Here is a 23,647-nt window from a genome sequence, read left to right on the forward strand (position 1 = left end):
CGCCGGGAGACCGGCGGCGACTTGGAGCACACCATGCCAGAACACAGTTCTACCTCCTTCAGTCGTCGCCGCTTCCTGGCGGCGGCTGCGGGCACGGCGGTTGCCGCGTCCATCGAAGCGCACTCCTCGCCGATGCTCGGCCTGCCGGGGAAGCGGAAGGCGGGGGCGCCGAATGCCTGGATCGAGATCGATCCGGAGGTTTTCGAAAACAACCTCCGGCTCGTCCGGGCCGCTGTAGCCGGCGGCGCCGGGATCTGCGCCGTGATGAAGGCCGATGCCTACGGGGTGGGCATCGACATGGTGATGCCCGGCATCCTCCAGGCGCGCCTGCCCTATGTCGGCATCGCGAGCACGGAGGAAGCGCGCATGGCGCGGGCCTGCGGCTTCAAGGGTCGACTGATGCGCGTGCGCGCCGCCACGCTGGCCGAGGTCGAGGACGCGCTGGCCTACAGGGTCGAGGAACTGGTGGGCAACCTCGCGCAGGCGCAAGCCGTCGGCGGCATCGCCCGCAAGCGCAGGCGCACGCTGCGGGTGCACCTGGCGCTGAACTCGGCGGGCATGAGCCGCAACGGGATCGAGATGAATACCGTGCAAGGGCAGCGGGACGCCGAAGCGCTGGTGAAGACCGAGGGCCTGCAGATCGTCGGCCTGATGACGCACTTCCCGACCGAAGACCGGAAGGACATCCTGCAGAACCTGGAAACCTTCAAGTCGCAGGCCGCGTGGCTCTTCGCCAACACCGCATTGCGGCGCGAGGACGTGATCCTGCATGCCGCCAATTCGTTCGCCGTCCAGCACATTCCCGAATCGCACCTGGACATGGTGCGTCCTGGCGGCGCGCTGTACGGCTACGGCGGGACGCCCAAACCGCCGTTCGCGCATGTGGCGTCGTTCAAGTCGCGGGTGGCCTCGGTCAATGCCTATCCTGCCGGCAACACCGTAAGTTATGACCGCACCTTCACGCTGGCGCGGGACTCGCTGCTGGCCAATCTTCCCGTGGGTTATTCGGACGGCTACCGACGCGCCTATTCGAACAAGGGAAGCGTGCTGATCCGCGGGCAACGCGCGCCCGTCGTGGGCAGTGTCACCATGAATACGACGATGGTGGACGTCACGGATATTCCGGGCGTGCAGGCAGGCGATGAGGTGGTCTTGTTCGGCAAGCAAGGAACAGGCGAAATCACCCAGGCGGAAATCGAAGAGCTGACGGGCGTGATACTCGCCGATCAGTACACGGTGTGGGGCAACTCCAATCCAAAGATTCTGCGGCTTAAAGCGACTTAAAGGGGACGGAGGCAATTACACGGCCAGCCATCGTTTAATTGCCTCCCCTTTAGGCTGGCCGCCCGGGTCGCGATCACCTCGAAACGAAGTGCGGTGACCGGGCCTGCAGGACCTATTGGAAGGATACGGGGATTGGGTTAGCCTTCCTGTCAGGGGAAATGACAGGGGCGCGCGGATCGATGTTCAAGATCGGATGTTTTGTGCTTGCCTTCCTGGCAGTACCCAGCGCCTGGGCGCAGGAAACCCGGATCGTCAATAACGAAACAATGCCTGTCGCGCCAACCCTGGATCCGGCAGCGATTCCCGTCACCGGTGCCTGCTGCCGGGTCGCCGAGGGCACCTTGGTGACTCTCGAAATCATGGAGCCCCTGGATTCCTCGCGCGTGCTGCGCGGCGACAAGTTCAGGATCCGCCTCGCCGAACCGCTGTCCGTCGACGGGAATGTCGTCCTCGATCCCGGCGTCGAAGGCGTGGGCGAAATCGTCCATGCGGAAAAATCCCGCAGCGGCGGCAAGGGTGGCGAGCTGCTGATCGCCGCGAGGTACCTTGACCGCAACGGCACGCACGTGAACTTGCGCGGCCTCAAGCTGGGCGGCAAAGGGAAGGACAATACGGGAGCTGCGTTAGCGGTCGCCTTGGCGCTGGGGCCCGTCGGACTTTTCGTCCATGGCCGAGAAATAATCATCCCTGCCGGCACGCTCGCGCAGGCGAAGACCGCCCAGGAAATGCAACTGGCGCCTGCAATGCCGCAGCTCACCGATGCCGCTCCCGTCGCGATCGTTGCATCCGCGCCCGAACAACAGGCCGCGACGACACCATCCGCAACGGGACCGTCCCCACCTGCGCTTTCCGCAACCCTTCCAGCAACCGCGCTGTCGCCCACGGTCGACGGCGAAGCCGACCATCACCCCGAGGAGTAACACCATGCATCCTATGCTGCACCGTTCACTGCTGTGCCTGGCCCTGGCCTGTCCCGCATTCGCGCACGCGCAAACCGCTCCCGAGCAAGCCGCTGGCTCCGAAGCCGCGACTCCTGCCGAAGAGCCCCAAGCCGCCGCGACTGCTGAAGGAACTGCAACCGCCGAAGCCGCGACTCCTGCGGAAGCACCGGCAGCTGCGGAAGCGGCCAGCGAAGAAGCGGTTGCCGCGAGCACGGAATCCAAGATCGCATCGCCGCCGGCCGGCAAGGGCCAGATCGTGTTCTTCCGCGACAAGAAATTCGTGGGTGGCGGCGTCAGCTACAAGGTGCGCGAAGGCGAAACCGAATTAGGAAAACTCAGCAACGGCACTTATTTCGTGTACATCGCCGAGCCGGGCGCGCATCAATACACCGTGCATTCCGAGGCCAAGGACATCCTGAACATGGAAGTCGAGGCAGGCGAAACCTATTACGTGACGGGCGGCATCACCATGGGCGTCTTCGCGGGCAGGCCGAATCTTTCGCCTTCCGACGAGGTCGCCTTCAATGCCCTCGAAGGGAAGTTGAAACCCGCCAAGCCTCTGAAGAAGAAATAAGCATCCATGCCATCGACGAAAGGCCGCACAAGCGGCCTTTCGTGTTTCCGGCTCAGCCACCGCAGCCCTTCCCTTCCACCTTCATCTCCGCCGCATACATCGTCACCGCGGGAAGCTGCTTGCCCGCGGCAGCGGCTTCCTTGGCTTCCTGCAGGTATACGCGCGCGCTGCCCTGGCCATCGAGCACCGGCTTGTTGTCCACCGGCTTCCGCCACACGCGGACCACGGCCTGCTGCGAGGGACATCCAGCGCTGGGCGCGCGGATCACGTCGTTGAGCTTCCAGCCTTTCGCTTCCGTCGGCTGCGCCTTGGCGTAATCGACGAAACGCGCGCGCGGCTGGCATTGCGGGTCGGTGCGGACCACGGCGTACTTGTACGGCTGCGCCGCCTCGCCGGTGAACACGCCTTCCAGGCGCGCGCAGGCCTCGGGAATGGTACGCAGGGTGTGCGCGGCGCCTACCGCCTGCGGCGCGCCGGGGTCGCGCTTGATTTCGGGCGTGGGATCGGCGGCGAGCAGCGGACCTGCCGCCATGGCGAGGCCGCCCGCCAGCAGGATCGGGAACAATCGCATGGGCTACTCCAAGCTCGTATCGGGGGCCGCAGGCTGCCACGACCCGGCTGAACCCCGCCCGGCGTGGAAATCGCGCGATTGCAGGCCGCGTCTTGATCCGGATCAAGGTGGCGGCCCGACTCCGCATTTAGCCTGTCCCGCATGATCAGCGAACCGACCCTCGATGCGCAGTTGTTGCGGCGTTACGACCGCCCGGGACCGCGCTATACCTCGTACCCGACCGCACCGCAGTTCAGCGAAAGCTTCGGCGAGGCGCAGTTGCGCGAGGCGGTGCAACTCAGCAACGGCGACCCGATCCCGCGCCGCCTGTCGCTGTACCTGCACGTGCCGTTCTGCATGAGCCCGTGCTTCTATTGCGGCTGCAATCGCATCATCACCCGCGACGCAGGGCGAGGCGAAATCTACCTGGCGCGGCTGTACCGCGAGATCGAACTGGCTTCGGCCCTGTTCGACCGCGACCGCGAAGTGGTCCAGCTGCATTTCGGTGGCGGCACGCCCAACTTCCTGTCGCCGGCGCAACTGGCCGAGGCGGTGGATGTGCTGCGCGGCCAGTTCCGCTTCAGCGAGGCGGCCAATCGCGATATCTCCATCGAACTCGACCCCCGCTTCCTGAAACCCGACGACGTCGGCGCATTGGCCGCGGCCGGTTTCAACCGCGCCAGCCTGGGCGTGCAGGACTTCGATCCGGCGGTGCAGGAAGCGGTGAACCGCATCCAGGGCGTGGAGGAGACCCTGGCCATCATCGAGGCCTGCCGCATGTATGGCCTGCGCTCGGTCAACGTCGACCTGATCTACGGCCTGCCGAAGCAGACTTTGCAAGGTTTCGCGCGCACTTTGGACACGGTCATCGACGCGCGTCCCAGTCGCCTGGCCGTGTATGGCTATGCGCACCTGCCGGCCATGTTCAAGGCCCAGCGCCAGCTCAACGCCGAGGACCTGCCGCCGGCGGAAGTGAAGCTGCAACTGCTGTGCCTGGCGATCGACAAGCTGACCGCCGCCGGCTACGTGTACATCGGCATGGATCATTTCGCATTGCCCGACGACGAGCTGGCGCTGGCCCAGCAGCGCGGCAGCCTGCACCGCAATTTCATGGGCTATACCACCCACGCCGATACCGATCTGGTCGGCATGGGAGTGAGCGCGATCAGCCACATCGGCGACAGCTTCAGCCAGAATCCGCGCGACCTGCCCAGTTGGCAGGTCGCCCTGGACGAGGGCCGCCTGCCGGTGTTCCGCGGCATGCGCCTGTCCGACGACGACATCCTGCGCGCCGACCTGATCCAGCAACTGATGTGCCAGGGCGAAATCCCGATCGGCGCGCTGGAGCGCCGCCATGATATCGACTTCAACAGCTACTTCGCCGACGCCTTGGTGCAGTTGCGGCCCTTGCGCGAGGACGGGCTGGTGCGCTTCGAGCCCGGGCGCATCGTCGCGACCAGGCAGGGCCGGCTTTTGTTGCGTAACATTGCGATGTGCTTCGACCATTACCTGCAAACTCCGGCCAACCCGGCGGACATCGTTCCGCAGCGCTTCTCGCGCGCGATCTGATCGCACCGGGGTCGCTGGCGTGAGCGGTACCGCGTTCCCGCGGCTGGACCGCAGCATCCTCGCCGACGATGGCGATGCGCTGAAATTCTGTTCGACCTGCGCGTTCTCCCAGGCCTGCCTCTCGCAGGGCATGGACAAGAGCGCGTTGCTGGACCTGCACATGCTGGTCGAACACGTCGGCCCGCTGCACGCCGGCGACCATGCATTCCGCGAAGGCGATCCGTTCGAAGCGATCGCCGCGGTCCGCGCCGGCACGGTCAAGACCTACACCATCGACCGCGACGGCCACGAGCACGTGCTCGGCTTCCATCTGCCCGGCGAGGTGATCGGGCTGAATGCGATCGATGGCGACCGCTACCCGTGCAATGCGGTGGCGCTGGATACGGTGATGCTATGCCGGTTCTCGTTTCCCAAGATCTCGGTGCTGGCCGCGCGCCTGCCGGGCCTGCAGCAACACCTGTTCCGGCTGATGAGCCGCGATATCGGCAATGCCGCGCTGCTGGCCGGGGACTGGACCGCCGACCAGCGCATGGCCGCGTTCCTGGTCGGGTTGTCGCGGCGCCTGGCCGCGCGCGGTTTCTCGCCCGATCGTTTCCAGCTGACGATGGCGCGCACCGATATCGCCAACTACCTGCGCCTGGCCCCGGAAACCGTGAGCCGCGTGCTCAAGCGCTTCCAGGACGAAGGCCTGCTGAACGTGGACCGGCGCGAAGTGGAACTGGCGGACCACGCGCGCCTGCAGCAGCTGGCCGCGCCGATCCTGCGCAACTAGGCGCCCGCGCATGCGGCTGTGGACGTTGCATCCCAAGTACCTGGATCCGCAAGGACTGGTCGCACTGTGGCGCGAGGCTTTGCTGGCACGAGCCGTGCTTCGCGATGAAACACGCGGCTACAAGCACCATCCGCAACTCGAGCGCTTCAAGGCGCACGCCTCCCCGCGCCTGGCGATCAATGCGTATCTGGCTGCGGTCCACGCCGAGGCGACTTCGCGCGGCTACGCCTTCGATCGCGGCAAGATCGGTCCGCTGCGGCCGGTCGCGCCGATCCCGGCGACTTCGGGCCAGATCGATCACGAGTGGAAGCATCTGCTGCGCAAACTGGAAATCCGCAGCCCAGCGCTTTTCGTCCGCTGGAACGACCTCCGCGCGCCTGAATGCCATCCCTTGTTCCATCCGGATCCGGGGCCTGTGGCACCATGGGAGCGGGCACCGGCAACGTCCGATCCCTCGCCCCTGCCGAAGTTGCTCCGCCGCCTGGCCTGAGACCTTTCGCCGATAGCATGACTTGATCCAGATCAGGGTAACCCCGGCGGTAGCGTAGCAACATGTCGCCAACCCAATGGGAGAGCTGCAATGGGCAATACCCGCAAGCTATGGCTGGGCCTGGTGGTCCTGCTCATCGCGTCGTTCAGCGTGCTGTTGTGGGCCGGAGGCGAGATCTTCCGCGCGGCGCCACCTATGCCCGAGAAAGTCCTGGCCGAGGACGGCAGCGTGGTCTACACCCGCGCCGACATCGAGACAGGACGCCAAGTCTGGCAATCGATAGGCGGCATGCAACTGGGCTCGATCTGGGGCCATGGCGGCTACGTCGCCCCCGACTGGAGCGCCGACTGGCTGCATCGCGAAGCCGTGGGCGTGCTGGATATCTGGGCGCGCCGCGACGGCGGCATGGCCAGCTACGCCGAACTTCCGGCCGAAGAACAAGGCGCGCTGCGCAGCCGCCTGCAGGAAATGATGCGGGCCAACACCTACGACCCGGCCACGAAAACGATCACCCTGACCCGGGACCGCGTCGCCGCGCTGTCCAATGTCGCCGCGCATTACGAGAGCCTGTTCGGCAACGATCCGGCAACGCTGGAACTGCGCGAAGCCTATGCGATGAAGCAGGACACGGTAGATACCCTCGAACACCGGCGCGCGCTGACCGCTTTCTTCTGGTGGACCGCGTGGGCCGCGACCACCGAGCGCGCCAGCAACGGCGGGACCCTGACCCCGGCCCAGGACGGCATCGCCAACAAGAAGGTCACCTATACCAACAACTGGCCCAGCGAACCGCTGGTCGGCAATACCCCGCCCCCGGCCCTGTGGGTATGGTCGGCCTTCAGCGTGCTGTTCCTGATCGCCGGCATCGCCATCCTCGGCTGGCACCATGCGGTCACCCACGGGCGTGGCGAGGAAGCGCACAGGATTCCGGCCAGCGATCCGTTCGCGGCGTTGCGGATCACCCCGTCGATGCGCGCGGTGGCGAAATATTTCTGGGTGGTGCTGGCGCTGTTCCTGGCCCAGATCCTGCTCGGCGCGATCACCGCGCACTACCAGGTCGAGGGACAGCAGGCCTATGGCTTCGCCCTTTCCGACTACCTGCCGTACTCGCTGTCGCGGACCTGGCACACGCAGCTGGCGGTGTTGTGGATCGCGGTGGCCTGGCTGGGTACCGGTCTGTATATCGCTCCGGCCTTGTCCGGGCACGAGCCGAAGTTCCAACGCTTCGGGGTCAATTTCCTGTTCGTCTCGCTGCTGGTCATCGTGGTCGGCTCGTTCGCCGGCCAGTGGTTCGCGGTGATGCAGAAGATGGGGCTGGAGTACAACTTCTGGTTCGGCCACCAGGGCTGGGAATACGCCGACATGGGTCGTTTCTGGCAGTGGTTCCTGTTCGTCGGCCTGCTGTTGTGGGTGACCCTGGTCGGACGCGCGCTGTGGCCGGTGCTGCGCGGGCCGGCGACCGAATCCAAGTCGATCATCGCCCTGCTGTTCGCCTCGACCGCGGCCATCGGCCTGTTCTTCGGCGCCGCGCTGATGTGGGGCGAGCACACCCACATCTCGGAAGTCGAATACTGGCGCTGGTGGCTGGTGCACCTGTGGGTCGAAGGCTTCTTCGAAGTGTTCGCGACCGCGGTGATGTCGCTGATCTTCACCCGCCTGGGCCTGATCAGGACTTCGACGGCGACCGCCGCGGTGCTGTTCGCGACCATCGTGTTCATGGCTGGCGGCGTGCTCGGCACCCTGCATCATCTGTACTTCGTCGGCACGCCGATCTCGGTGGTGGCGTTGGGCGCGAGCTTCAGCGCACTGGAAGTGGTGCCGCTGGCCTACATCGGCTTCGAGGCCTACCACACCTGGAAGCTGGGCAAGTCGACGCCATGGATGGCGCGTTACCGGTGGCCGGTGATGTTCTTCATCGCGGTGTCGTTCTGGAACCTGGTCGGCGCCGGACTGTTCGGCTTCCTGATCAACCCGCCGCTGTCGCTGTACTACATGCAGGGCCTCAACCTGACCCCGCTGCACGGCCACACCGCGCTGTTCGGCGTGTACGGCATGCTCGGCATCGCCCTCGTACTGTTCTGCCTGCGCGGGTTGCGCGGGCAGATGGTGTGGGATGCCAGGCCGCTGAAGGTGTCCTTCTGGTGCCTCAACATCGGCCTGGCGCTGATGGCGGCGCTGACCTTGCTGCCATTGGGCACGATGCAGTTGCTGGCGGCGATCGAGCATGGCTACGCCTATGCGCGCTCGGCCGAGTTCATGCAGCGGCCGATCGTGGAGATGCTGGTGTGGATGCGGGTGCCGGGCGACACCATCTTCAGCATCGGCGCGGTGGCCCTGGCCTGGTTCGTGCTGCGGCTGTGGATCGCGCCGAAGCGCGAGGCGATCGCGGACGTCCAGACCGAGAACATCCAGCGCTGAACCGGCGGTGGCCCGGCTCCCGCCGGGCCGCTGCCCCCTCTACCCTCTCCGACCGGAGCCATCGCGTCATGCAATACACGCTCAGCACCTCCGGCGCGCCGGATATGACCGCGATCGAACGCGCCATCGTCGAGCTCGATCCCGCGGCCATGCTCGATTTCGATGCGCGCGCGTCGATGGTAAGGATCTCGTCGGTGGCGACGGAAACGGAACTGCTCGACTGCCTGCAACAGGCCGGCGTCGGCGCCGCAGCAGGGCAATTCGTGCGCCTGCCTTCGGAATGCTGCGGCGGCTGTGGTGGCTGAAACGATGGCGGATGCACTGTCGCCGCGCCTGCTGGCCAAGGCGCCGCATCGGCTGATGTTCTTCATCGGCGCCAGCAACCTGCTGCTGGCGATGCTGTGGTGGTCGGCGTGGCTGATCGCCGCGCGCTGGCCGACGCTGGCGATGCCTCAGCCCACGCCGTATGCGGGCTGGCTGCATGCCTTCGTGATGCAGTACCAGGTGTTGCCGAGCTTCATCTTCGGTTTCCTGCTGACCACCTTCCCGCGCTGGATGGGCCAGCCGGATTTCGAGCGCTGGCGTTACCTGCCGGTCGGCATCGGCATCTTCGGTGGCCAGGTCGCGGTGTTGCTGGGGGCGCTGGGCTGGGAAGCGGGGATCGTGGTCGGCCTGCTGATGACGATCGCTGGCTGGAGCGCGGCACTGGCGACTCTTGCACCGTTGTTGTGGCGGGAAAAAGGCGCGACCTGGCACGCACGCTCGTGCTTCGCGGCATTGCTGCTGGGCTACGTGGGCCTGATCGGATTCCTGGTGTTCGTGCTCGGCGGCTCGCCGCTGTGGGTATTCGCCAGCATCAAGCTGGGCACCTTCGGCCTGCTGCTGCCGATCTACATGACCGTGGCCCACCGCATGTTCCCGTTCTTCGCCGGCGGCGTGGTTCCGGGTTACACGCCCTGGCGGCCATTGTGGCTGCTGGCCGTGTTCTGGCCGCTGTGCCTGGGACACCTGCTGCTGGAACTGGTCCATGCCTACGCCTGGTCATGGCTGGTCGACGTGCCCCTGCTGGCCTTGTTCGTGACGATGCTGTGGCGCTGGTGGCCGAAGGGCATGGATGCCCGAGTGCCGCGAGCGCAGGATGCGCAGGAGCGGCCGCGCGGGCCCAAGCCTGGCCTGCTGATGGTGCTGTTCATCGGCCTGACCTGGTTGCCGCTGGCCTTCGCCCTGTATTCGGCGCAGAGCATCGCCTATGCGCTGACCGGGGTGTACTGGCTGGGCCGCGGCCCGGCGCACGCGCTGTTCGTCGGCTTCTTCGGCAGCGTGTTGATCGCGATGGTGACGCGGGTGACCCAGGGCCATTCCGGACGGCCGCTGCTGATGCCGGCAGCGGCGTGGTTCGCGTTCGTCGCCATCCAGGTCGTGGCGGCGATGCGGGTCGCCGCGGAAGTGCTGCCCGATGCGGGCGCGTGGCAAGCGCTGGCTGCGTGCGGCTGGCTGCTCGCGTTCGCGCCGTGGTTGCTGCGCATCGGCCGCATCTATTTGAGTCCGCGTGCCGATGGAAAGCCGGACTGAGGAGTGAGGAGTGAGCGGGAGCGGCTCTAGCTTCCCTCTCACTCCTCACTCCTCACCGCTCACTCCTCGCCTTCCGAAATAATCCCCCGGGGATCCCGCGATGATCGAGTTCTACCCGCAGATCAAATACGTGCACGTGCTGATGGTGCTGCTGAGCGGCGCGCTGTTCGCTTTGCGCGGCATCGGCGTACTGGCCGGTGCGCGCTGGCCGCAGTCGTTGCCGGTGCGCTGGACCAGCTACGCCATCGACACCACCTTGCTGACCGCGGCGATGATGTTGCTGACGATCCTGCCGTGGGCGATGTTCGGCAACGGCTGGCTGGGCACCAAGCTGGTGTTGCTGGTGACGTATGTGGTGCTGGGCAGCCTGGCGCTGAAGCGCGGCCGCGGCGCGCGCATGCGCGCCTGGTGCTACGGCGCCGCCGTACTGGTCTACCTGGTCATCATCGGCATCGCCCGCGCCCATCACCCGCTGGGCTGGATCAATTACTGGCTTGGCTGAGCGGATGCGGTGCCCCGTAGGAGCGGGCCTTGCCCGCGATGCTTCTGCGCGATCTGACCGAAGGGCATCGCGCCCAAGGGGCGCTCCTACAACACTCCGTAGGAGCGGGCCTTGCCCGCGATGCTTCTGCGCGATCTGACCGAAGGGCATCGCGCCCAAGGGCGCTCCTACAACACTCCGTAGGAGCGGGCCTTGCCCGCGATGCTTCTGCGCGATCTGACCGAAGGGCATCGCGCCCAAGGGCGCTCCTACAACACTCCGTAGGAGCGGGCCTTGCCCGCGATGCTTCTGCGCGATCTGACCGAAGGGCATCGCGCCCAAGGGCGCTCCTACAACACTCCGTAGGAGCGGGCCTTGCCCGCGATGCTCTTGCGCGACCTGGCCGAAAAGCATCGCGCCCAAGGGGCGCTCCTACAATCATGCGTCTTCGAAGATGCGGCCGGCGCTGTCGATGAGGATGCGGAAGCGCCGGCCCGAATAATAGAACGTGACCCGGTGGCAGCCCTGATCCTCGCCGGTGCCGCGCTCGCATAGCAGGGATATCTTCTCCGCCTGCATCAAGGCCTGCACCTGCGCGGGCTCCAGCCCGAGTCCGGCGCCGATCACGCGGGCGTCGATTTCCATCGATCGCTTGCCGGCAGCGACCCCGGTTCGTCCCAGCATGGGACGCTCAGCAGGTCGGCTGGCCATCCGTACTGCGATCAAGTTCGTGGGCAGGCATGCACTCCGGTTCGCGGCATGCGGACATGGCGCAATCCACGCCCGCGGCGAACAACGCCTCGCGCACACCGGACTCCGCCAGCGAGGCGTAGCCCTGCCACTCCGGTTCGTATGCCATCACCCTATCCTCATTGCCGCACTGCTATTGGTGCAGGGTCCCAGCAGACCATTGCGCGTGGGCATCCGCCTTGACCCTGGTCAAGCCATGCGGCATTGCCCCGCTTTGCGCATCGCCGTCGCAACTGCTCCGCTGCGGAATCCGGATTTCGACGCGCAAGGGCCGTCCCCGTTCCTTACCAGCCTGCGTCGCGCCCATCCGGCCGGTACCCGCAGGTTGACCTGGATCAAGAGCACCAGCAAAAGGCGCCTCCGCTGCGAATCGTCGGACCCGCTTTTGATCCAGATCAATCGCAGCCCTCGTCCATGCACGTAACTTGCTTACCGCGGACGGTGCAGTCACCGCACCGGTTGTCGCGACCACCACCCCATTCTCTACAAGGAGCCCGCCATGTCCGTGTTCAACGGCGACATCAGGAAACTGGCCAAGGCCAACACGGACTTCCGCCGCGAGATCCTCACCAACGCCTGCAGCCAGGTGGTGCTGATGTGCCTGCAGCCTGGCGAGGACATCGGCGAAGAAACCCATGCGGGCAATGACCAGTTGCTGGTGCTGGTGAAAGGCAAGGGCGAGGTGAGGCTGGATGGGTCCGCTTCGGCAGTGGACAAGGGTTCGCTGGTTTCGGTGCCCGCAGGCACCCGCCACAACCTGGTCAACACCGGCAGCAAGCCCATCCATCTGTACACCGTGTACGCGCCGCCGGAGACCGCACCCGGCACCGTGCATGCGACCCGGGCCGAGGCCATGGCCGCCGGGCACCCGAAGAAGAAAAAGAAACCGCACGTTGAACGCAAATCGAACGCACTAGGGGAGTCCGCATGAAGCACGCCACCCGTTATCTGGTCCTGATCCTGGCCGCCGCCGCGCTGACCCTGTCGGCGTGTCGCGGCGACGACAAACCCGCGGAATCTGCCGCGTCCGCCGCGTCCGACTCCGGCGGTTCGCGCAAGGGCGATTTCGGTCCGCCGCAAGGCAAGCCGGTCGACGCGATCCTGACCTCGCCGCCGCACGTGCCGCCGGCCACCGGCCGCACCGCGCCGGCCAAGGTCATCGTCACCCTGGACGTGATCGAGAAGGAGATGGAGATTTCCGAAGGCGTCAGCTACACGTTCTGGACCTTCGGCGGCACCGTGCCCGGCAGCTTCATCCGCGTGCGCCAGGGCGACACGGTGGAATTCCACCTGCGCAACCTGCCCGAATCGAAGATGCCGCATAACATCGACCTGCACGGCGTCACCGGTCCCGGTGGCGGCGCGGCCTCCAGCTTCACCGCGCCGGGGCATTCCTCGCGCTTCACCTTCAAGGCGCTCAATGCCGGCCTTTATGTGTACCACTGCGCCACCGCGCCGGTCGGCATGCACATCGCCAACGGCATGTACGGCCTGATCCTGATCGAACCGCCGGAAGGCCTGCCGCCGGTCGACAAGGAGTATTACGTGATGCAGGGCGATTTCTACACCGCCGGCAAGTACCGCGAGAAAGGCCTGCAACCCTTCGACATGGAAAAGGCGATCGACGAGCACCCGACCTACGTCCTGTTCAACGGCAAGGAAGGCGCGTTGACCGGCGACAGCGCGTTGACCGCCCATGTCGGCGACAACGTGCGCCTGTACGTGGGCAATGGCGGGCCGAACCTGGTGTCCAGCTTCCATGTCATCGGCGAGATCTTCGACAAGGTCTGGTACGAGGGCGGCCGTCACTACCAGGAGAACGTGCAGACCACGCTGATCCCCTCCGGTGGCGCGGCGATGATGGAATTCCACCTGGAAGTGCCGGGCAGCTACGTGCTCGTCGACCACAGCATCTTCCGTGCGTTCAACAAGGGCGCGCTGGCGATCCTCAAGGCCGACGGCACCGAGAACAAGGCGATCTACTCCGGCAAGGAAGTCGACTACGTATACCTGGGCAACCGTGCGCAGCCGAATATGGCGGCGGTGACGACGGCGGCGAAATCCGCGCACGCCGGCGAACTCACCGTGGACGAGCAGGTCGCCGCCGGCAAGGAACTGTTCAACGGCACCTGCGCCACCTGCCACCAGCCCAATGGCGAAGGCATGCCCGGGGTATTCCCGCCGCTGGCCAAGTCCGACTACATCGCCGCCGACCGCAAGCGCCTGACCAGCGTGATGCTGCACGGCCTGCAGGGCCCGGTGACGGTGAACGGCAAGGAGTACAACTCGATCATGCCGCCGATGAGCCAGCTCACCGACGACGAAGTCGCGCAACTGGCCACCTACGTGCTCAACAGCTGGGGCAACCCCGGTGGTCACGTGACCAAGGCCGAAGCGGCCGAGGCACGCAAGGCCAAGCCCGCCAACGCCTCGGAAGGCCACTGAGCGATGCGCCGCCTGGCTGCCCTGCTGTTGCTGATCCCCCTCGCCGGCCTGGCGGCCGGCGCGGCGGACTACGCGCAGCTGCCGGGCGGCAACTTCCGCACCGCGCTCAAGTACGAGGACCGCAAGGGCGATACCCGCATCGCCCCGTTCGCATTGATGCGCAAGCCGGTGACCAATGCGGAGTTCCTGGCCTTCGTCCGGTCCCATCCGCAATGGCGGCGCGATCGTGTCGCGCGCGTGTTCGCCGAACCGCGCTACCTCGCGCACTGGACCGGCGCCGACGTGCTCGGGGCCAAGGCCTTGCCGCAACAGCCGGTGGTCCAGGTCAGCTGGTTCGCCGCGCAGGCCTACTGCGAATCGCAGGGCGCGCGCCTGCCGAGCTGGGACGAATGGGAATACGCCGCGGCGGCCGATGAAACCCGCCGCGATGCGCGTCGCGACCCGGCCTGGCGCGAGCGCATCCTGCGCTGGTATTCGCATCCGTCCAACCAGGCCCTGGCGCGAACCGGGCTGCAGGCGCCGAATGCGTATGGCGTGCAGGACCTGCATGGCCTGGTCTGGGAATGGACCGAGGATTTCTCCTCGCTGCTGGTCGCCGCCGACAACCGCAACCAGGGCGATGCCGACAACGCGAAGTTCTGCGGCGCCGGCGCGCTGTCGATGGACGATCGCGACAACTACGCGGTGCTGATGCGGGTGGCGATGCTGTCCTCGCTCGACGCCGAAGACACCACCGTCAACCTGGGCTTCCGCTGCGCCAAGGACCTGAAATGAAAAGATTGCTCTGCCTGTTCGCGGCCCTGGCCATGTGCTTGCCAACGCTCGCGGCCACCAGACCCGCGCCGCTGCCGCGCGATTCGGTCTATCAACTGCCGGTGCGGCTTACCGACCAGGACGGCAAGCGCTTCGCATGGGCCAGTCGACGCGGCAAGGTGCAGCTGGTGGCGATGTTCTACACCTCGTGCCAGTACATCTGCCCGTTGATCGTGGACAGCGGCAAGGCGGTGGAGCACAACCTGGCGCCGGCCGAGCGCGGACGCCTCGGCATCCTGCTGGTCAGCATGGACCCGAAACGCGATACGCCCGCGGCACTGATGTCGATCGTCGACAAGCGCAAGCTCGACCGCGCGCGCTGGACCCTGGCCAGCCCCGCACCGGCCGACGTGCGCGAAATCGCCGGCGTGCTCGGGATCCGCTACCGCGCCCTGGCCGACGGCGAGTTCAACCACACCAGCGCGCTGGTCCTGCTGGACGGCGAAGGCCGAATCCTCGCCCGCACCGAACAGATGGGCAGCAGGCCCGATCCCGAATTCGTCGCCGCGGTGCGCCGCGCTACTGCCAACCCCTGATCCTTGAGCCCGAATTCCCAATCCACGGAGTACCTCGTATGAAAACCATTCCCGCCCTCGTCCTCGGCCTGGTCCTGCTCGGCGTCGCCGCACATGCCAGCGCCGCGCCCAATTGCACGATCAAGCTGCAGGCCAACGACCAGATGCAGTTCGACCTGAAGACCGCCACCGTTTCCGCGTCCTGCGCCACGATCGACATCCAGTTGGTCCACACCGGTAAATTGCCGATCGCCGCGATGGGCCACAACGTGGTGGTCAGCGCGACCACGGATGTGAGCGCACTCAGCATGGCCGGGATGAAAGCCGGTGCCGCCGCCCACTACATGCCCAAGGGCGATGCCCGGGTGATCGCCGCGACCCCGATGATCGGCGGTGGCGGCAAGACCTCGGCGAAGTTCGCTGGCGGCAAGCTCAAGGCCGGTGGCGACTACAGCTTCTTCTGCTCGTTCCCGGGCCACTCGGGGATCATGAAAGGCAAGCTGGTGGTCACCAGGTAGATCGTTCGTCTTTCCGGTCCCCGTAGGAGCGTCCATGGGCGCGAGCTCTTGATCTTCTCGCGATCGGGACGAAGAGCTCGCGCCCATGGACGCTCCTACGCCATGATGGGTTTTCCCGGGCAGCGGCGAAGAACCCTTTTCCAGGGGTTCCGCTCAACCGGCTTGCGCTGCCATCCGTCCCAGCGTGACCAAAGCCGCAGCGATGCGCGCATCCAGCGGATGCCCGCAATTCATCCGCAGGCAATGACCGAAGCCGCGGCTGGCCGAGAACATCGGCCCCGGCGCGATGCTGATGCCCAGCTTCGATGCCGCGCGCTGCAGGCGCAAGGCATCCACACCGCGATCCATTTCGATCCACAGGAAATAACCGCCGGCCGGACGGGTGACCCGCGTGCCCGGCGGAAACGCCTGCCCGATCGCGGCGATGTACTGCTCCTGCTGTTCCGCCAGGGTCTTGCGCAGGCGCCGCAGGTGGCGATCGAAGCCACCGCGCTCCAGGTAACGGGCGATGCCGATCTGGGTCGGCACGTTGCTGCTCAGGGTCGTGGTCAGCTTGAGCCGGGCGATCCTGCGCGCTTCGCGCCCGGCCGCGACCCAGCCGATGCGGTAGCCCGGCGCCAGGCTCTTGGAGAATGAAGAGCAATGCATCACCAGCCCGTCGCGGTCGAAGGCCTTGGCCGGCAATGCGCGCTGGCCGGCGTAATGCAGTTCGGCATAGACGTCGTCCTCGATCAGCGGAATGCCGTGTTGCGTCAGCAGCGCGACCAGCGCGCGCTTGCGTTCCTCCGGCATGCTGCTGCCCAGCGGATTGTGGAAGGTCGGCATCAGCCAGCAGGCGCGTGGCGCGTGGCGCGCGATCGCCGCCTCCAGCGCGTCCAGGTCGATGCCGTCGCGCGGATGGGTCCGTACCTCGATAGCGCGCAGGCCGTTGCGTTCCAGCGACTGCAGCGTGGCGTAGAAGCACGGCGATTCGACCAGCACCGCGTCGCCGGGCCGGGTCACCGCGGCCACGCACAGGTTCAAGGCCTCCAGCGCGCCGTTGGTGATGACGATTTCATCCGCACCCACGTCCATGCCGTCGATCAGGTAGCGCAGCGCGATCTGCCGCCGCAAGTCGGCGTTGCCGGGAGTCAGGTCATCGACCGTGCTCCAGGGGTCCAGGTGCACCGCGGCCGTGGCCACCGCCCGGCCGATCCGGGCCAGCGGGAACAGCAGCGGACTGGGGAAGGCGGATCCCAAGGGGACCACGTCGTGGGCCATGGCCGACTGCAGCACCTCGAACACCAGTTCGCTGACATCGACATCGCGCGACTCGCCGTCCGGGCGCGAGGCGGTTTCCGGTTCCGGCGGCAGCGGCTGCACATGGGCGGTGACGTAATAGCCGGACCGGGGCCGCGACTGGACCAGGCCGCGTGCCTCGAGCAGGTAATAGGCCTGGAACACGGTGGAAGGACTGACCTGGCGTGTCGCCGCGGCCTGGCGGACCGAAGGCAGGCGCTGGCCCGGTTTGAGCAGGCCGTCGCGGATCGAATGGGCGATATCCCCGGCCAGCGACTCGTAACGCTTCATGGCTGAACTGATCCGGTTTTTTTCATTGGATCTGATTCTACTAAAACTGATACGGTCAAGGGACCATGGCCGGGTCCCGAATAGCCCGTGGAGGGCCTCGCCGTGAATCCCGTGGTTGAACTCAACCTGGCCATGATCCTGTTCGTGCCGTGGTTCTCGATCCTGGCGATCCTGTTCTGGATGTTCCCGCGGCAGCCGCGTGGTCCCATGCGCAAGGCTTTCGACACCATTTCGCTGGTCCTGGCCACGGCGGTCGCGACCTTCGGCATGCAGTGGAGCGTGCACAACGCCGAACCCGGTTACGGCCATATGTGGCAACAGATCCTGGCCACGATGATGGCCTACGGCGGCTTCCTGATGGTCATGACGGTCGCAGTGATGGTGCGCTGGATCTGGCTGTCGCGATCGATCACCGCTCCCGCCTCCCTTCCCACGGGACCCAAAGCATGAAAACCGTCCTCATCCTGGGTTTCCTCGGACTGATCGTGTACCAGCTCGGCGCCGGGCTCTATTACATGCTGGTGGACACCGGCGGCAGCAAGCGCACGGTCAACGCGCTGACCAAGCGCATCGGTCTGTCGGTGCTGCTGATCGCGCTGGTCGCCGCGGGCATCGCCAGCGGCGTGATCGAGCCGCACGGCATCAACCACTGAGTCATCCACGGCCGCGCGAGCGGCGACAGCGCAGCCCTGACCCGGACCTGCTTCTGGCCGGACCGGTTTGATCCAGATCAAGTCGCTCCGCAGCCAGGTCCGGAGAATAGGCTGCGGCACAGCAAGGGCACACGCATGAGCGAACAAGCAATCCGGTCCACGGCCGGTGCAGATACCGGCGCGTCCGGCTTCTACAACGACAAGGTGGTGCGCCAGTTCACGATCGCCTCGATCGTCTGGGGCATCGTCGGCATGGGCGTGGGCGCGCTGATCGCCGCGCAGCTGTACTGGCCGGCGCTGAATTTCGACACCGCCTGGCTGAGCTTCGGCCGGCTGCGCCCGATCCATACCAACGGCGTGATCTTCGCCTTCGGCGGTTCGGCCCTGTTCGCCACCAGCCTGTACGTAGTCCAACGTACCTGCCATGTGCGCCTGATCTCCGACAGGCTGGCTTCGTTCGTGTTCTGGGGCTGGCAACTGTGCCTGGTGGCGGCCGTGATCACCCTGGCCGCGGGCATGAGCCAGGCCAAGGAATACGCGGAGATGGAATGGCCGGTGGACGTGCTGATCACCCTCGTCTGGGTCGCCTACGCGGTGCTGTTCTTCGGCACCATCGCCAGACGCAAGGTCAGGCACATCTACGTGGCGAACTGGTTCTTCGGCGCCTACATCATCGCCATCGCCCTGTTGCACATCGTCAACAACCTGGCGGTGCCGGTCAGCCTGACCAAATCGTATTCGGTCTACACCGGCGCGGTCGATGCGATGGCGCAGTGGTGGTACGGGCACAACGCGGTCGGCTTCATGCTGACCACCAGCTACCTGGGCATGATGTATTACTTCGTGCCCAAGCAGGCCGGACGCCCGATCTACTCCTACCGCCTGTCGATCGTGCATTTCTGGGCGCTGATCTCGGTGTACATGTGGGCCGGCCCGCACCACCTGCACTACACCGCCCTGCCCGACTGGGTGCAGTCGGTGGGCATGGTGTTCTCGATCGTGCTGCTGGCGCCGTCGTGGGGCGGCGCGATCAACGGCATCATGACCCTGTCCGGGGTCTGGCATAAGTTGCGCACCGACCCGATCCTGAAGTTCCTGATCGTGGCGCTGAGCTTCTACATGATCGCGACCTTCGAGGGCCCGCTGCTTTCGATCAAGACGGTCAACTCGCTGAGCCACTACACCGACTGGACCATCGGCCACGTGCACGCCGGCGCGCTGGGCTGGGTGGCGATGATCACCATCGGCTCGCTGTACTCGATGTATCCGCGCACCCTGGGCCTGAAGAGCATGTATTCGATCAAGCTGATCGATGCGCACTTCTGGATGCACACCATCGGCGTGGTCTTCTACATCTGCGCGATGTGGATCGCCGGCATCACCCAGGGCCTGATGTGGCGCGCGACCAATGCCGACGGCACGCTCACCTATGCCTTCGTCGAATCGCTCAACGCCACCTATCCCTATTACCTGGGCCGCCTGGCCGGCGGGTTGCTGGTGCTGGCAGGCATGGTGGTGATGGCCTGGAACTTCTGGCGCACCGCGCAACTGGGCCGGGAAGCCGCACCGCAACCGGTACTGGTGCCCGACGCCGGCGAAGCACGGGCCTGAGGACGACACATGAGTCTTGGACACGAAAAAATCGAGAAGAACGTCGGCCTGCTGATCGTGCTGATCGCGGTGGCGCTGTCGCTGGGCGGGCTGGCCGAGATCGTGCCGTTGATGTACCAGGCCGAGGCGATCACTCCGCTGCCCGGGGTCAAGCCCTACCCGGCGCTGCAGCTGGCCGGTCGCGACGTGTATGTGCGCGAAGGCTGCGGCAACTGCCATACCCAGATGATCCGCACCCTGCGCTTCGAAACCGAACGCTACGGCCATTATTCGCTGGCCGGCGAATCGGTCTACGACCGGCCGTTCCTGTGGGGCTCCAAGCGCACCGGCCCGGACCTGGCGCGGATCGGCGGCCGCTATTCCGACGACTGGCATCGTGTGCACCTGACCGATCCACGCGCGGTGGTGCCGGAATCGAACATGCCCTCATTCCCCTGGCTGGTAAATCAATCCATCGACGGCGCCGATCTCACCCGGCGCATGCGCACGCTGCAACGCATGGGCGATCCGTACACCGATGCGCAGATCGCGCAGGCGGCCAAGGACGTGGCCGACAGCTCCGAACTCGATGCCGTGGTCGCCTATCTGCAAGGCCTCGGCAAGCACGCGCCGAAGGGAGGTTGAGGAATGCTTTCCGGAATCATCACCATCGTGCTGCTGTTGTTGTTCGTGGGCGGCTGGATCTGGGCCTGGCGGCCGGCGCGCAAGGCCGGCTTCGACGCCGCCGCGCGGCTGGCGCTGGATGAGCACGAACAGGCGCAAGGCAAGGGAGAACCGCGATGATCGCAACCGGATGGTCGTGGTACGTCATCGCGCTGGCGGCATTGAATATCTTCGGGCTGGTCTGGCTGCTCTGGTACACGGCCAAGCGGCGCCCGGGCGACCCCGGGCCGGAGGAAACCAGCCACTACTGGGACGGCGACATCACCGAGTACAACAAGCCGATGCCGCGCTGGTGGATCCAGGGCTTCTACCTGACCATCGTCTTCGCCATCGGCTACGTGCTCTGGTATGGCGGCCTGGGCAAGTACGCGGGCATCAGCGGCTGGAGTTCGCAGCGCGAGCATGCGCTGGACAAGGCGGCCTCGGACGCCAACCTGGCCGTGACCTTCCGTCCCTACGACGGCCGGCCGATCGAGCGCCTGGCCGGAGACCCGCAGGCCTTACAACTGGGACGTTCGATCTTCGCCAACACCTGCGCCACCTGCCACGGCTCCTCGGCCCAGGGCGCGATCGGCTACCCCAACCTGGCCGACGACATCTGGCATTGGGGCGGCGCACCCGACCGCGTCCTGCAGACCGTGCTCGATGGCCGCGAAGGAGTGATGCCCGAGTGGGGTCCGGTGCTGACCAGCATGGGCGGCGACAATGCGATCGATTACACCGTCGCCTATGTGCGCGCACTCGGCACGCCGGGCCAGTCGGTGCAGAACGATTACCTCGCCGCGCAGGGCAAGAAACTGTACGACGGCGTCTGCGTGGCCTGCCATGGGGTCGACGGCAAGGGCAACCAGGAACTGGGCGCGCCGGACCTGACCGACAAATACTGGCTGTACGGCAGCAGCAAGGAAAGCCTGCGCCAGAGCATCGCCAAGGGCCGTCACGGGGTGATGCCGGCGCACCGCGATCTGCTGGGCGAAACCCGCGCGCGCCTGGTCGCGGCGTATGTCTGGTCGCTGTCGCAGCCGGCCGCAACCAAGGCCGCGCCCACGGACACTCCAGCTCCGGCCCGGCCATGACCGACTTCACCACGCGCGAGTTCGATCACCCGCCGCGTCCGCTGGCGCAGCGGGTCGGTGCGATCCTGTGGCCGAGCTTCTTCGCCGCGTGCGTGGCCTCGATGGTGTTCTTCGCCTTCGTCGACCCGCTGGACCTGCGCGACATCACCTTCCCCGGGATCGAGATCAGCAGGAGCATGGGTTACACGATCGCGTTTTTCATGTTCTGGCTGGCTACCGCCTCGTCGAGCCTCTTCACCTGGTTGCTGCTGCGTCCTTCCAGCCGTTTCAACCGGGCCTTGCCGCCCGAGTAGAGAGTCGTGACCAGGAAAATCGACATCGACCTGCTGGACGACGGCAGTCATGGCTCCCACTACGAAAAAGAGCGCAAGGTCTATCCGCGCGATGTTTCCGGTCGCATGGACAAGCTGCGCAAGCTGGCGGTGGTGTGGCTGCTGGGCATGTACTACCTGTTCCCCTGGCTGAACTGGGACGGTCGCCAGGCGGTACTGTTCGACTTGCCCGCACGCAAGTTCTACATCTTCGGGTTGACCTTCTGGCCGCAGGATTTCAGTTTCCTGGCCATGCTGCTGGTGATCCTGGCGCTGGTGCTGTTCTTCGTCACCGCACTGGGCGGGCGGCTGTGGTGCGGCTTCGCCTGCCCGCAGACGGTGTGGACCGAAACCTTCCTGTGGATGGAGCGCTGGACCGAGGGCGACCGCGCCAGGCGGATGAAGCTCGATGCCGGTCCGTGGAACCGCGAGAAGATCCTGCGCAAGGGCAGCAAGCATTTCCTGTGGCTGGCGTTCGCGCTGTGGACCGGTTTCACCTTCGTCGGCTTCTTCACTCCGATCACCGGTCTGGCCACGCGCCTGTGGCCGTTCGCGTGGAACGGCTGGGAAACCTTCTGGGTGCTGTTCTACTCGTTCGCCACGTGGATGTGGGCCGGCATCCTGCGCGAGCAGATGTGCAAGTACATGTGTCCGTACGCGCGCTTCCAGAGCGCGATGTTCGACCGCAATACCCTGATCATCGCCTACGACCCGATGCGCGGCGAGCCGCGCGGCCCGCGCAAGCGCGGCCTCGGCGACGTAGCCGCGCGCGGCCGCGGGTTGCTGGAAAAATTCACCGCCTACGACTATGTGTTCCGCGCGGCCCAGCACCCGAGCGCTGCCGATTCGCGCGCCCAGGCCCGCGGCACCATCAGCTTCGACCAGGCCGCCGCCGGGGCGCAACCGCTGCCCGGATTCGCTGCGGAGCAACTGGGCGACTGCATCGACTGCACCATCTGCGTGCAGGTGTGCCCGGTCGGCATCGACATCCGCAATGGCCTGCAGTACGAGTGCATCGCCTGCGGGCTGTGCATCGACGCCTGCGACAACGTAATGGATCTGATGGGCTTCAAGCGCGGGTTGATCCGCTACTCCACCCAGAACGCGATCGACGGCAAGCCCTCGCGGATCCTGCGCCCGCGCATCGTGGTGTACGGCCTGTTGTTGCTCGGACTGATCGTCGCTTTCGCCTGGGGTATCGGCCACCGCAGCCCACTGATCGCCGAGGTCCTACGCGACCGCAATGCGTTGTACCGGGTGGGCGAGGATGGCATCGACAACGGCTATACGCTGAAGCTGGTAAACAAGACCGACCAGGCCCAGCAGTACCGGATCACGCTGGAAACCGACGTCGATGGCATGGCCCTGGCCCGCGGCACGCCGGCGACGGTCCGGGCCGAGGCCGAGCAAGTTCTGTCCCTGCCGCTTGAAGTCAGCGCACCGGAAACAGTAAGCGGCCGCCACAAGATCCGCTTCGTGGTCGAATCGGCCGACGGCAAGACCCGCAAGACGATACCCAGCAGTTTCTTCGGACCCCTGTGATGAACCCGCAAGCGCCACTACCGGAAAAGAAATCATCGCCTTGGAAGCAGCCGGTGATGTGGCTGGTGCTGGGCCTGCCGGCCGCGGTGGTGGTCGCCGGGATCATCATGGTCGTGGTCGCCGGCGGCAGCGATGCCATCGACACCAGTCCCGACCAGGTCCGGCGGATGGCCCAGATCCAGACCACCGACCTGGGCCCGGATGAGTTCGCCAGCGAAGAAAAACTCAGCGCGATCGTGCGTCTGGACCCGGAAAACAAACTGGTGGAAGTGCTGCCGGTAAACGGTGCCTTCGATCATTCCGCGCCATTGCAGCTGGACCTGTTGCATCCGACAGACCAGGGCCAGGATCGCCACCTGGTACTGCAGCCCACCGAGCTCGGCTGGCGCACTGCGGCGAGCCTCGACGGCGACCACGACTGGAACGTGCGCCTCGGCCCGATCGACGCGCATTGGCGCCTGCAGGGCCGCCTGCCCAAGGAACAGCTGGCGACCAACCTGCGCCCGCGGCTGCAGGCGCAGTAGGGCATG

The 23,647-nt window shown here is 66.0% G+C and carries 28 protein-coding genes; 24 read left to right on the top strand and 4 right to left on the bottom strand.

Going from position 1 to position 23,647, the window contains the following annotated elements; all coding sequences use genetic code 11:
• The first annotated feature begins 21 nt into the window (after window positions 1-21).
• The 3 genes from alr to CSC74_RS10310 all read left to right on the top strand — a co-directional run bounded on the left by alr (window position 22) and on the right by CSC74_RS10310 (window position 2,799).
• Entirely contained in the window at window positions 22-1,284 is a 1,263-nt protein-coding gene (alr, locus tag CSC74_RS10300; protein WP_211369618.1) for an alanine racemase, read from the top strand.
• A 179-nt stretch (window positions 1,285-1,463) separates the two neighbouring features.
• On the top strand, window positions 1,464-2,204 hold the full coding sequence (locus tag CSC74_RS10305) for a hypothetical protein (RefSeq protein ID WP_211369619.1): 741 nt from the start codon (window positions 1,464-1,466) through the stop codon (window positions 2,202-2,204).
• Between the two features lie 4 nt (window positions 2,205-2,208).
• Complete coding sequence (locus CSC74_RS10310; protein ID WP_162314378.1) at window positions 2,209-2,799, top strand: DUF2846 domain-containing protein; 591 nt, start codon at window positions 2,209-2,211, stop codon at window positions 2,797-2,799.
• 52 nt (window positions 2,800-2,851) lie between these two features.
• Here the strand turns inward: CSC74_RS10310 and CSC74_RS10315 are convergent, their stop codons facing one another.
• Window positions 2,852-3,370, bottom strand: coding sequence for a hypothetical protein (locus tag CSC74_RS10315; RefSeq protein ID WP_162314379.1), 519 nt, complete (start codon window positions 3,368-3,370; stop codon window positions 2,852-2,854).
• A gap of 141 nt (window positions 3,371-3,511) precedes the next feature.
• Here CSC74_RS10315 and hemN point away from each other — a divergent pair, with 141 nt between their 5' ends.
• The 7 genes from hemN to CSC74_RS10350 all read left to right on the top strand — a co-directional run bounded on the left by hemN (window position 3,512) and on the right by CSC74_RS10350 (window position 10,672).
• Entirely contained in the window at window positions 3,512-4,918 is a 1,407-nt protein-coding gene (gene hemN / locus CSC74_RS10320; RefSeq protein WP_162314380.1) for an oxygen-independent coproporphyrinogen III oxidase, read from the top strand.
• Between the two features lie 19 nt (window positions 4,919-4,937).
• A complete protein-coding gene (locus CSC74_RS10325) occupies window positions 4,938-5,690 on the top strand; it encodes a helix-turn-helix domain-containing protein (RefSeq protein ID WP_246193149.1) in 753 nt (250 codons plus the stop codon).
• A 10-nt stretch (window positions 5,691-5,700) separates the two neighbouring features.
• On the top strand, window positions 5,701-6,180 hold the full coding sequence (locus CSC74_RS10330) for a pyrimidine dimer DNA glycosylase/endonuclease V (protein ID WP_162314381.1): 480 nt from the start codon (window positions 5,701-5,703) through the stop codon (window positions 6,178-6,180).
• Between the two features lie 90 nt (window positions 6,181-6,270).
• A complete protein-coding gene (locus CSC74_RS10335; protein ID WP_162314382.1) occupies window positions 6,271-8,598 on the top strand; it encodes a nitric-oxide reductase large subunit in 2,328 nt (775 codons plus the stop codon).
• 104 nt (window positions 8,599-8,702) lie between these two features.
• The gene (locus CSC74_RS10340) at window positions 8,703-8,903 is read left to right on the top strand and encodes a hypothetical protein (protein ID WP_162314383.1); all 201 of its coding nucleotides are present in this window, start codon (window positions 8,703-8,705) and stop codon (window positions 8,901-8,903) included.
• Window positions 8,904-8,907: 4 nt separating this feature from the next.
• Entirely contained in the window at window positions 8,908-10,170 is a 1,263-nt protein-coding gene (locus tag CSC74_RS10345; RefSeq protein ID WP_162314384.1) for an NnrS family protein, read from the top strand.
• Window positions 10,171-10,270: 100 nt separating this feature from the next.
• The gene (locus CSC74_RS10350; protein ID WP_162314385.1) at window positions 10,271-10,672 is read left to right on the top strand and encodes a SirB2 family protein; all 402 of its coding nucleotides are present in this window, start codon (window positions 10,271-10,273) and stop codon (window positions 10,670-10,672) included.
• 417 nt (window positions 10,673-11,089) lie between these two features.
• Here CSC74_RS10350 and CSC74_RS10355 read toward each other — a convergent pair whose 3' ends face one another.
• Both CSC74_RS10355 and CSC74_RS10360 read right to left on the bottom strand, forming a co-directional pair.
• Window positions 11,090-11,335, bottom strand: a complete 246-nt coding sequence (locus CSC74_RS10355; protein WP_162314386.1) for a DUF6522 family protein — start codon at window positions 11,333-11,335, stop codon at window positions 11,090-11,092.
• A gap of 7 nt (window positions 11,336-11,342) precedes the next feature.
• The gene (locus tag CSC74_RS10360) at window positions 11,343-11,510 is read right to left on the bottom strand and encodes a hypothetical protein (protein ID WP_162314387.1); all 168 of its coding nucleotides are present in this window, start codon (window positions 11,508-11,510) and stop codon (window positions 11,343-11,345) included.
• A gap of 390 nt (window positions 11,511-11,900) precedes the next feature.
• Here CSC74_RS10360 and CSC74_RS10365 point away from each other — a divergent pair, with 390 nt between their 5' ends.
• Genes CSC74_RS10365 through azu form a run of 5 tightly spaced genes read left to right on the top strand, consistent with a single transcriptional unit; the run spans window position 11,901 to window position 15,692 of the window.
• Complete coding sequence (locus tag CSC74_RS10365; RefSeq protein WP_162314388.1) at window positions 11,901-12,332, top strand: cupin domain-containing protein; 432 nt, start codon at window positions 11,901-11,903, stop codon at window positions 12,330-12,332.
• The gene (gene nirK / locus CSC74_RS10370; protein ID WP_162314389.1) at window positions 12,329-13,846 is read left to right on the top strand and encodes a copper-containing nitrite reductase; all 1,518 of its coding nucleotides are present in this window, start codon (window positions 12,329-12,331) and stop codon (window positions 13,844-13,846) included. Before CSC74_RS10365 ends, nirK begins: the two co-directional genes overlap by 4 nt.
• 3 nt (window positions 13,847-13,849) lie before the next feature.
• A complete protein-coding gene (locus tag CSC74_RS10375) occupies window positions 13,850-14,620 on the top strand; it encodes a formylglycine-generating enzyme family protein (protein ID WP_162314390.1) in 771 nt (256 codons plus the stop codon).
• Entirely contained in the window at window positions 14,617-15,195 is a 579-nt protein-coding gene (locus CSC74_RS10380; RefSeq protein WP_162314391.1) for an SCO family protein, read from the top strand. Before CSC74_RS10375 ends, CSC74_RS10380 begins: the two co-directional genes overlap by 4 nt.
• Window positions 15,196-15,233: 38 nt before the next feature.
• Entirely contained in the window at window positions 15,234-15,692 is a 459-nt protein-coding gene (azu, locus tag CSC74_RS10385; protein ID WP_162314392.1) for an azurin, read from the top strand.
• Between the two features lie 153 nt (window positions 15,693-15,845).
• On the opposite strand, the gene CSC74_RS10390 is transcribed toward azu, so the two are convergent.
• Window positions 15,846-17,261 carry an aminotransferase-like domain-containing protein gene (locus CSC74_RS10390; protein WP_162314393.1) on the bottom strand — a complete coding sequence of 472 codons (1,416 nt, stop codon included), beginning with the start codon at window positions 17,259-17,261 and terminating at the stop codon, window positions 15,846-15,848.
• Window positions 17,262-17,363: 102 nt separating this feature from the next.
• On the opposite strand from CSC74_RS10390, the gene CSC74_RS10395 reads away from it, so the two are divergent.
• The 9 genes from CSC74_RS10395 to CSC74_RS10435 all read left to right on the top strand — a co-directional run bounded on the left by CSC74_RS10395 (window position 17,364) and on the right by CSC74_RS10435 (window position 23,641).
• Complete coding sequence (locus tag CSC74_RS10395; protein ID WP_162314394.1) at window positions 17,364-17,711, top strand: hypothetical protein; 348 nt, start codon at window positions 17,364-17,366, stop codon at window positions 17,709-17,711.
• Window positions 17,708-17,914 (top strand): twin transmembrane helix small protein, encoded by a 207-nt coding sequence (locus tag CSC74_RS10400; protein WP_162314395.1) that lies wholly within the window; start codon window positions 17,708-17,710, stop codon window positions 17,912-17,914. The genes CSC74_RS10395 and CSC74_RS10400 overlap by 4 nt, the downstream gene beginning before the upstream one ends.
• 135 nt (window positions 17,915-18,049) lie before the next feature.
• Entirely contained in the window at window positions 18,050-19,525 is a 1,476-nt protein-coding gene (gene ccoN / locus CSC74_RS10405; protein ID WP_162314396.1) for a cytochrome-c oxidase, cbb3-type subunit I, read from the top strand.
• A gap of 9 nt (window positions 19,526-19,534) precedes the next feature.
• Window positions 19,535-20,149, top strand: a complete 615-nt coding sequence (gene ccoO / locus CSC74_RS10410; RefSeq protein ID WP_162314397.1) for a cytochrome-c oxidase, cbb3-type subunit II — start codon at window positions 19,535-19,537, stop codon at window positions 20,147-20,149.
• Between the two features lie 3 nt (window positions 20,150-20,152).
• Window positions 20,153-20,308 carry a cbb3-type cytochrome oxidase subunit 3 gene (locus CSC74_RS10415; RefSeq protein WP_162314398.1) on the top strand — a complete coding sequence of 52 codons (156 nt, stop codon included), beginning with the start codon at window positions 20,153-20,155 and terminating at the stop codon, window positions 20,306-20,308.
• Complete coding sequence (ccoP, locus tag CSC74_RS10420) at window positions 20,305-21,264, top strand: cytochrome-c oxidase, cbb3-type subunit III (protein ID WP_246193151.1); 960 nt, start codon at window positions 20,305-20,307, stop codon at window positions 21,262-21,264. The genes CSC74_RS10415 and ccoP overlap by 4 nt, the downstream gene beginning before the upstream one ends.
• Entirely contained in the window at window positions 21,261-21,557 is a 297-nt protein-coding gene (locus tag CSC74_RS10425) for a hypothetical protein (protein ID WP_162314399.1), read from the top strand. The genes ccoP and CSC74_RS10425 overlap by 4 nt, the downstream gene beginning before the upstream one ends.
• Before the next feature lie 6 nt (window positions 21,558-21,563).
• Window positions 21,564-23,117, top strand: a complete 1,554-nt coding sequence (locus CSC74_RS10430; protein ID WP_162314400.1) for a 4Fe-4S dicluster domain-containing protein — start codon at window positions 21,564-21,566, stop codon at window positions 23,115-23,117.
• Window positions 23,117-23,641, top strand: a complete 525-nt coding sequence (locus tag CSC74_RS10435; protein ID WP_162314401.1) for a FixH family protein — start codon at window positions 23,117-23,119, stop codon at window positions 23,639-23,641. The genes CSC74_RS10430 and CSC74_RS10435 overlap by 1 nt, the downstream gene beginning before the upstream one ends.
• Window positions 23,642-23,647 lie beyond the last annotated feature (6 nt).

Origin of the sequence: Pseudoxanthomonas yeongjuensis (assembly GCF_010093345.1) — a bacterium.
Lineage (GTDB): Bacteria > Pseudomonadota > Gammaproteobacteria > Xanthomonadales > Xanthomonadaceae > Pseudoxanthomonas_A > Pseudoxanthomonas_A yeongjuensis.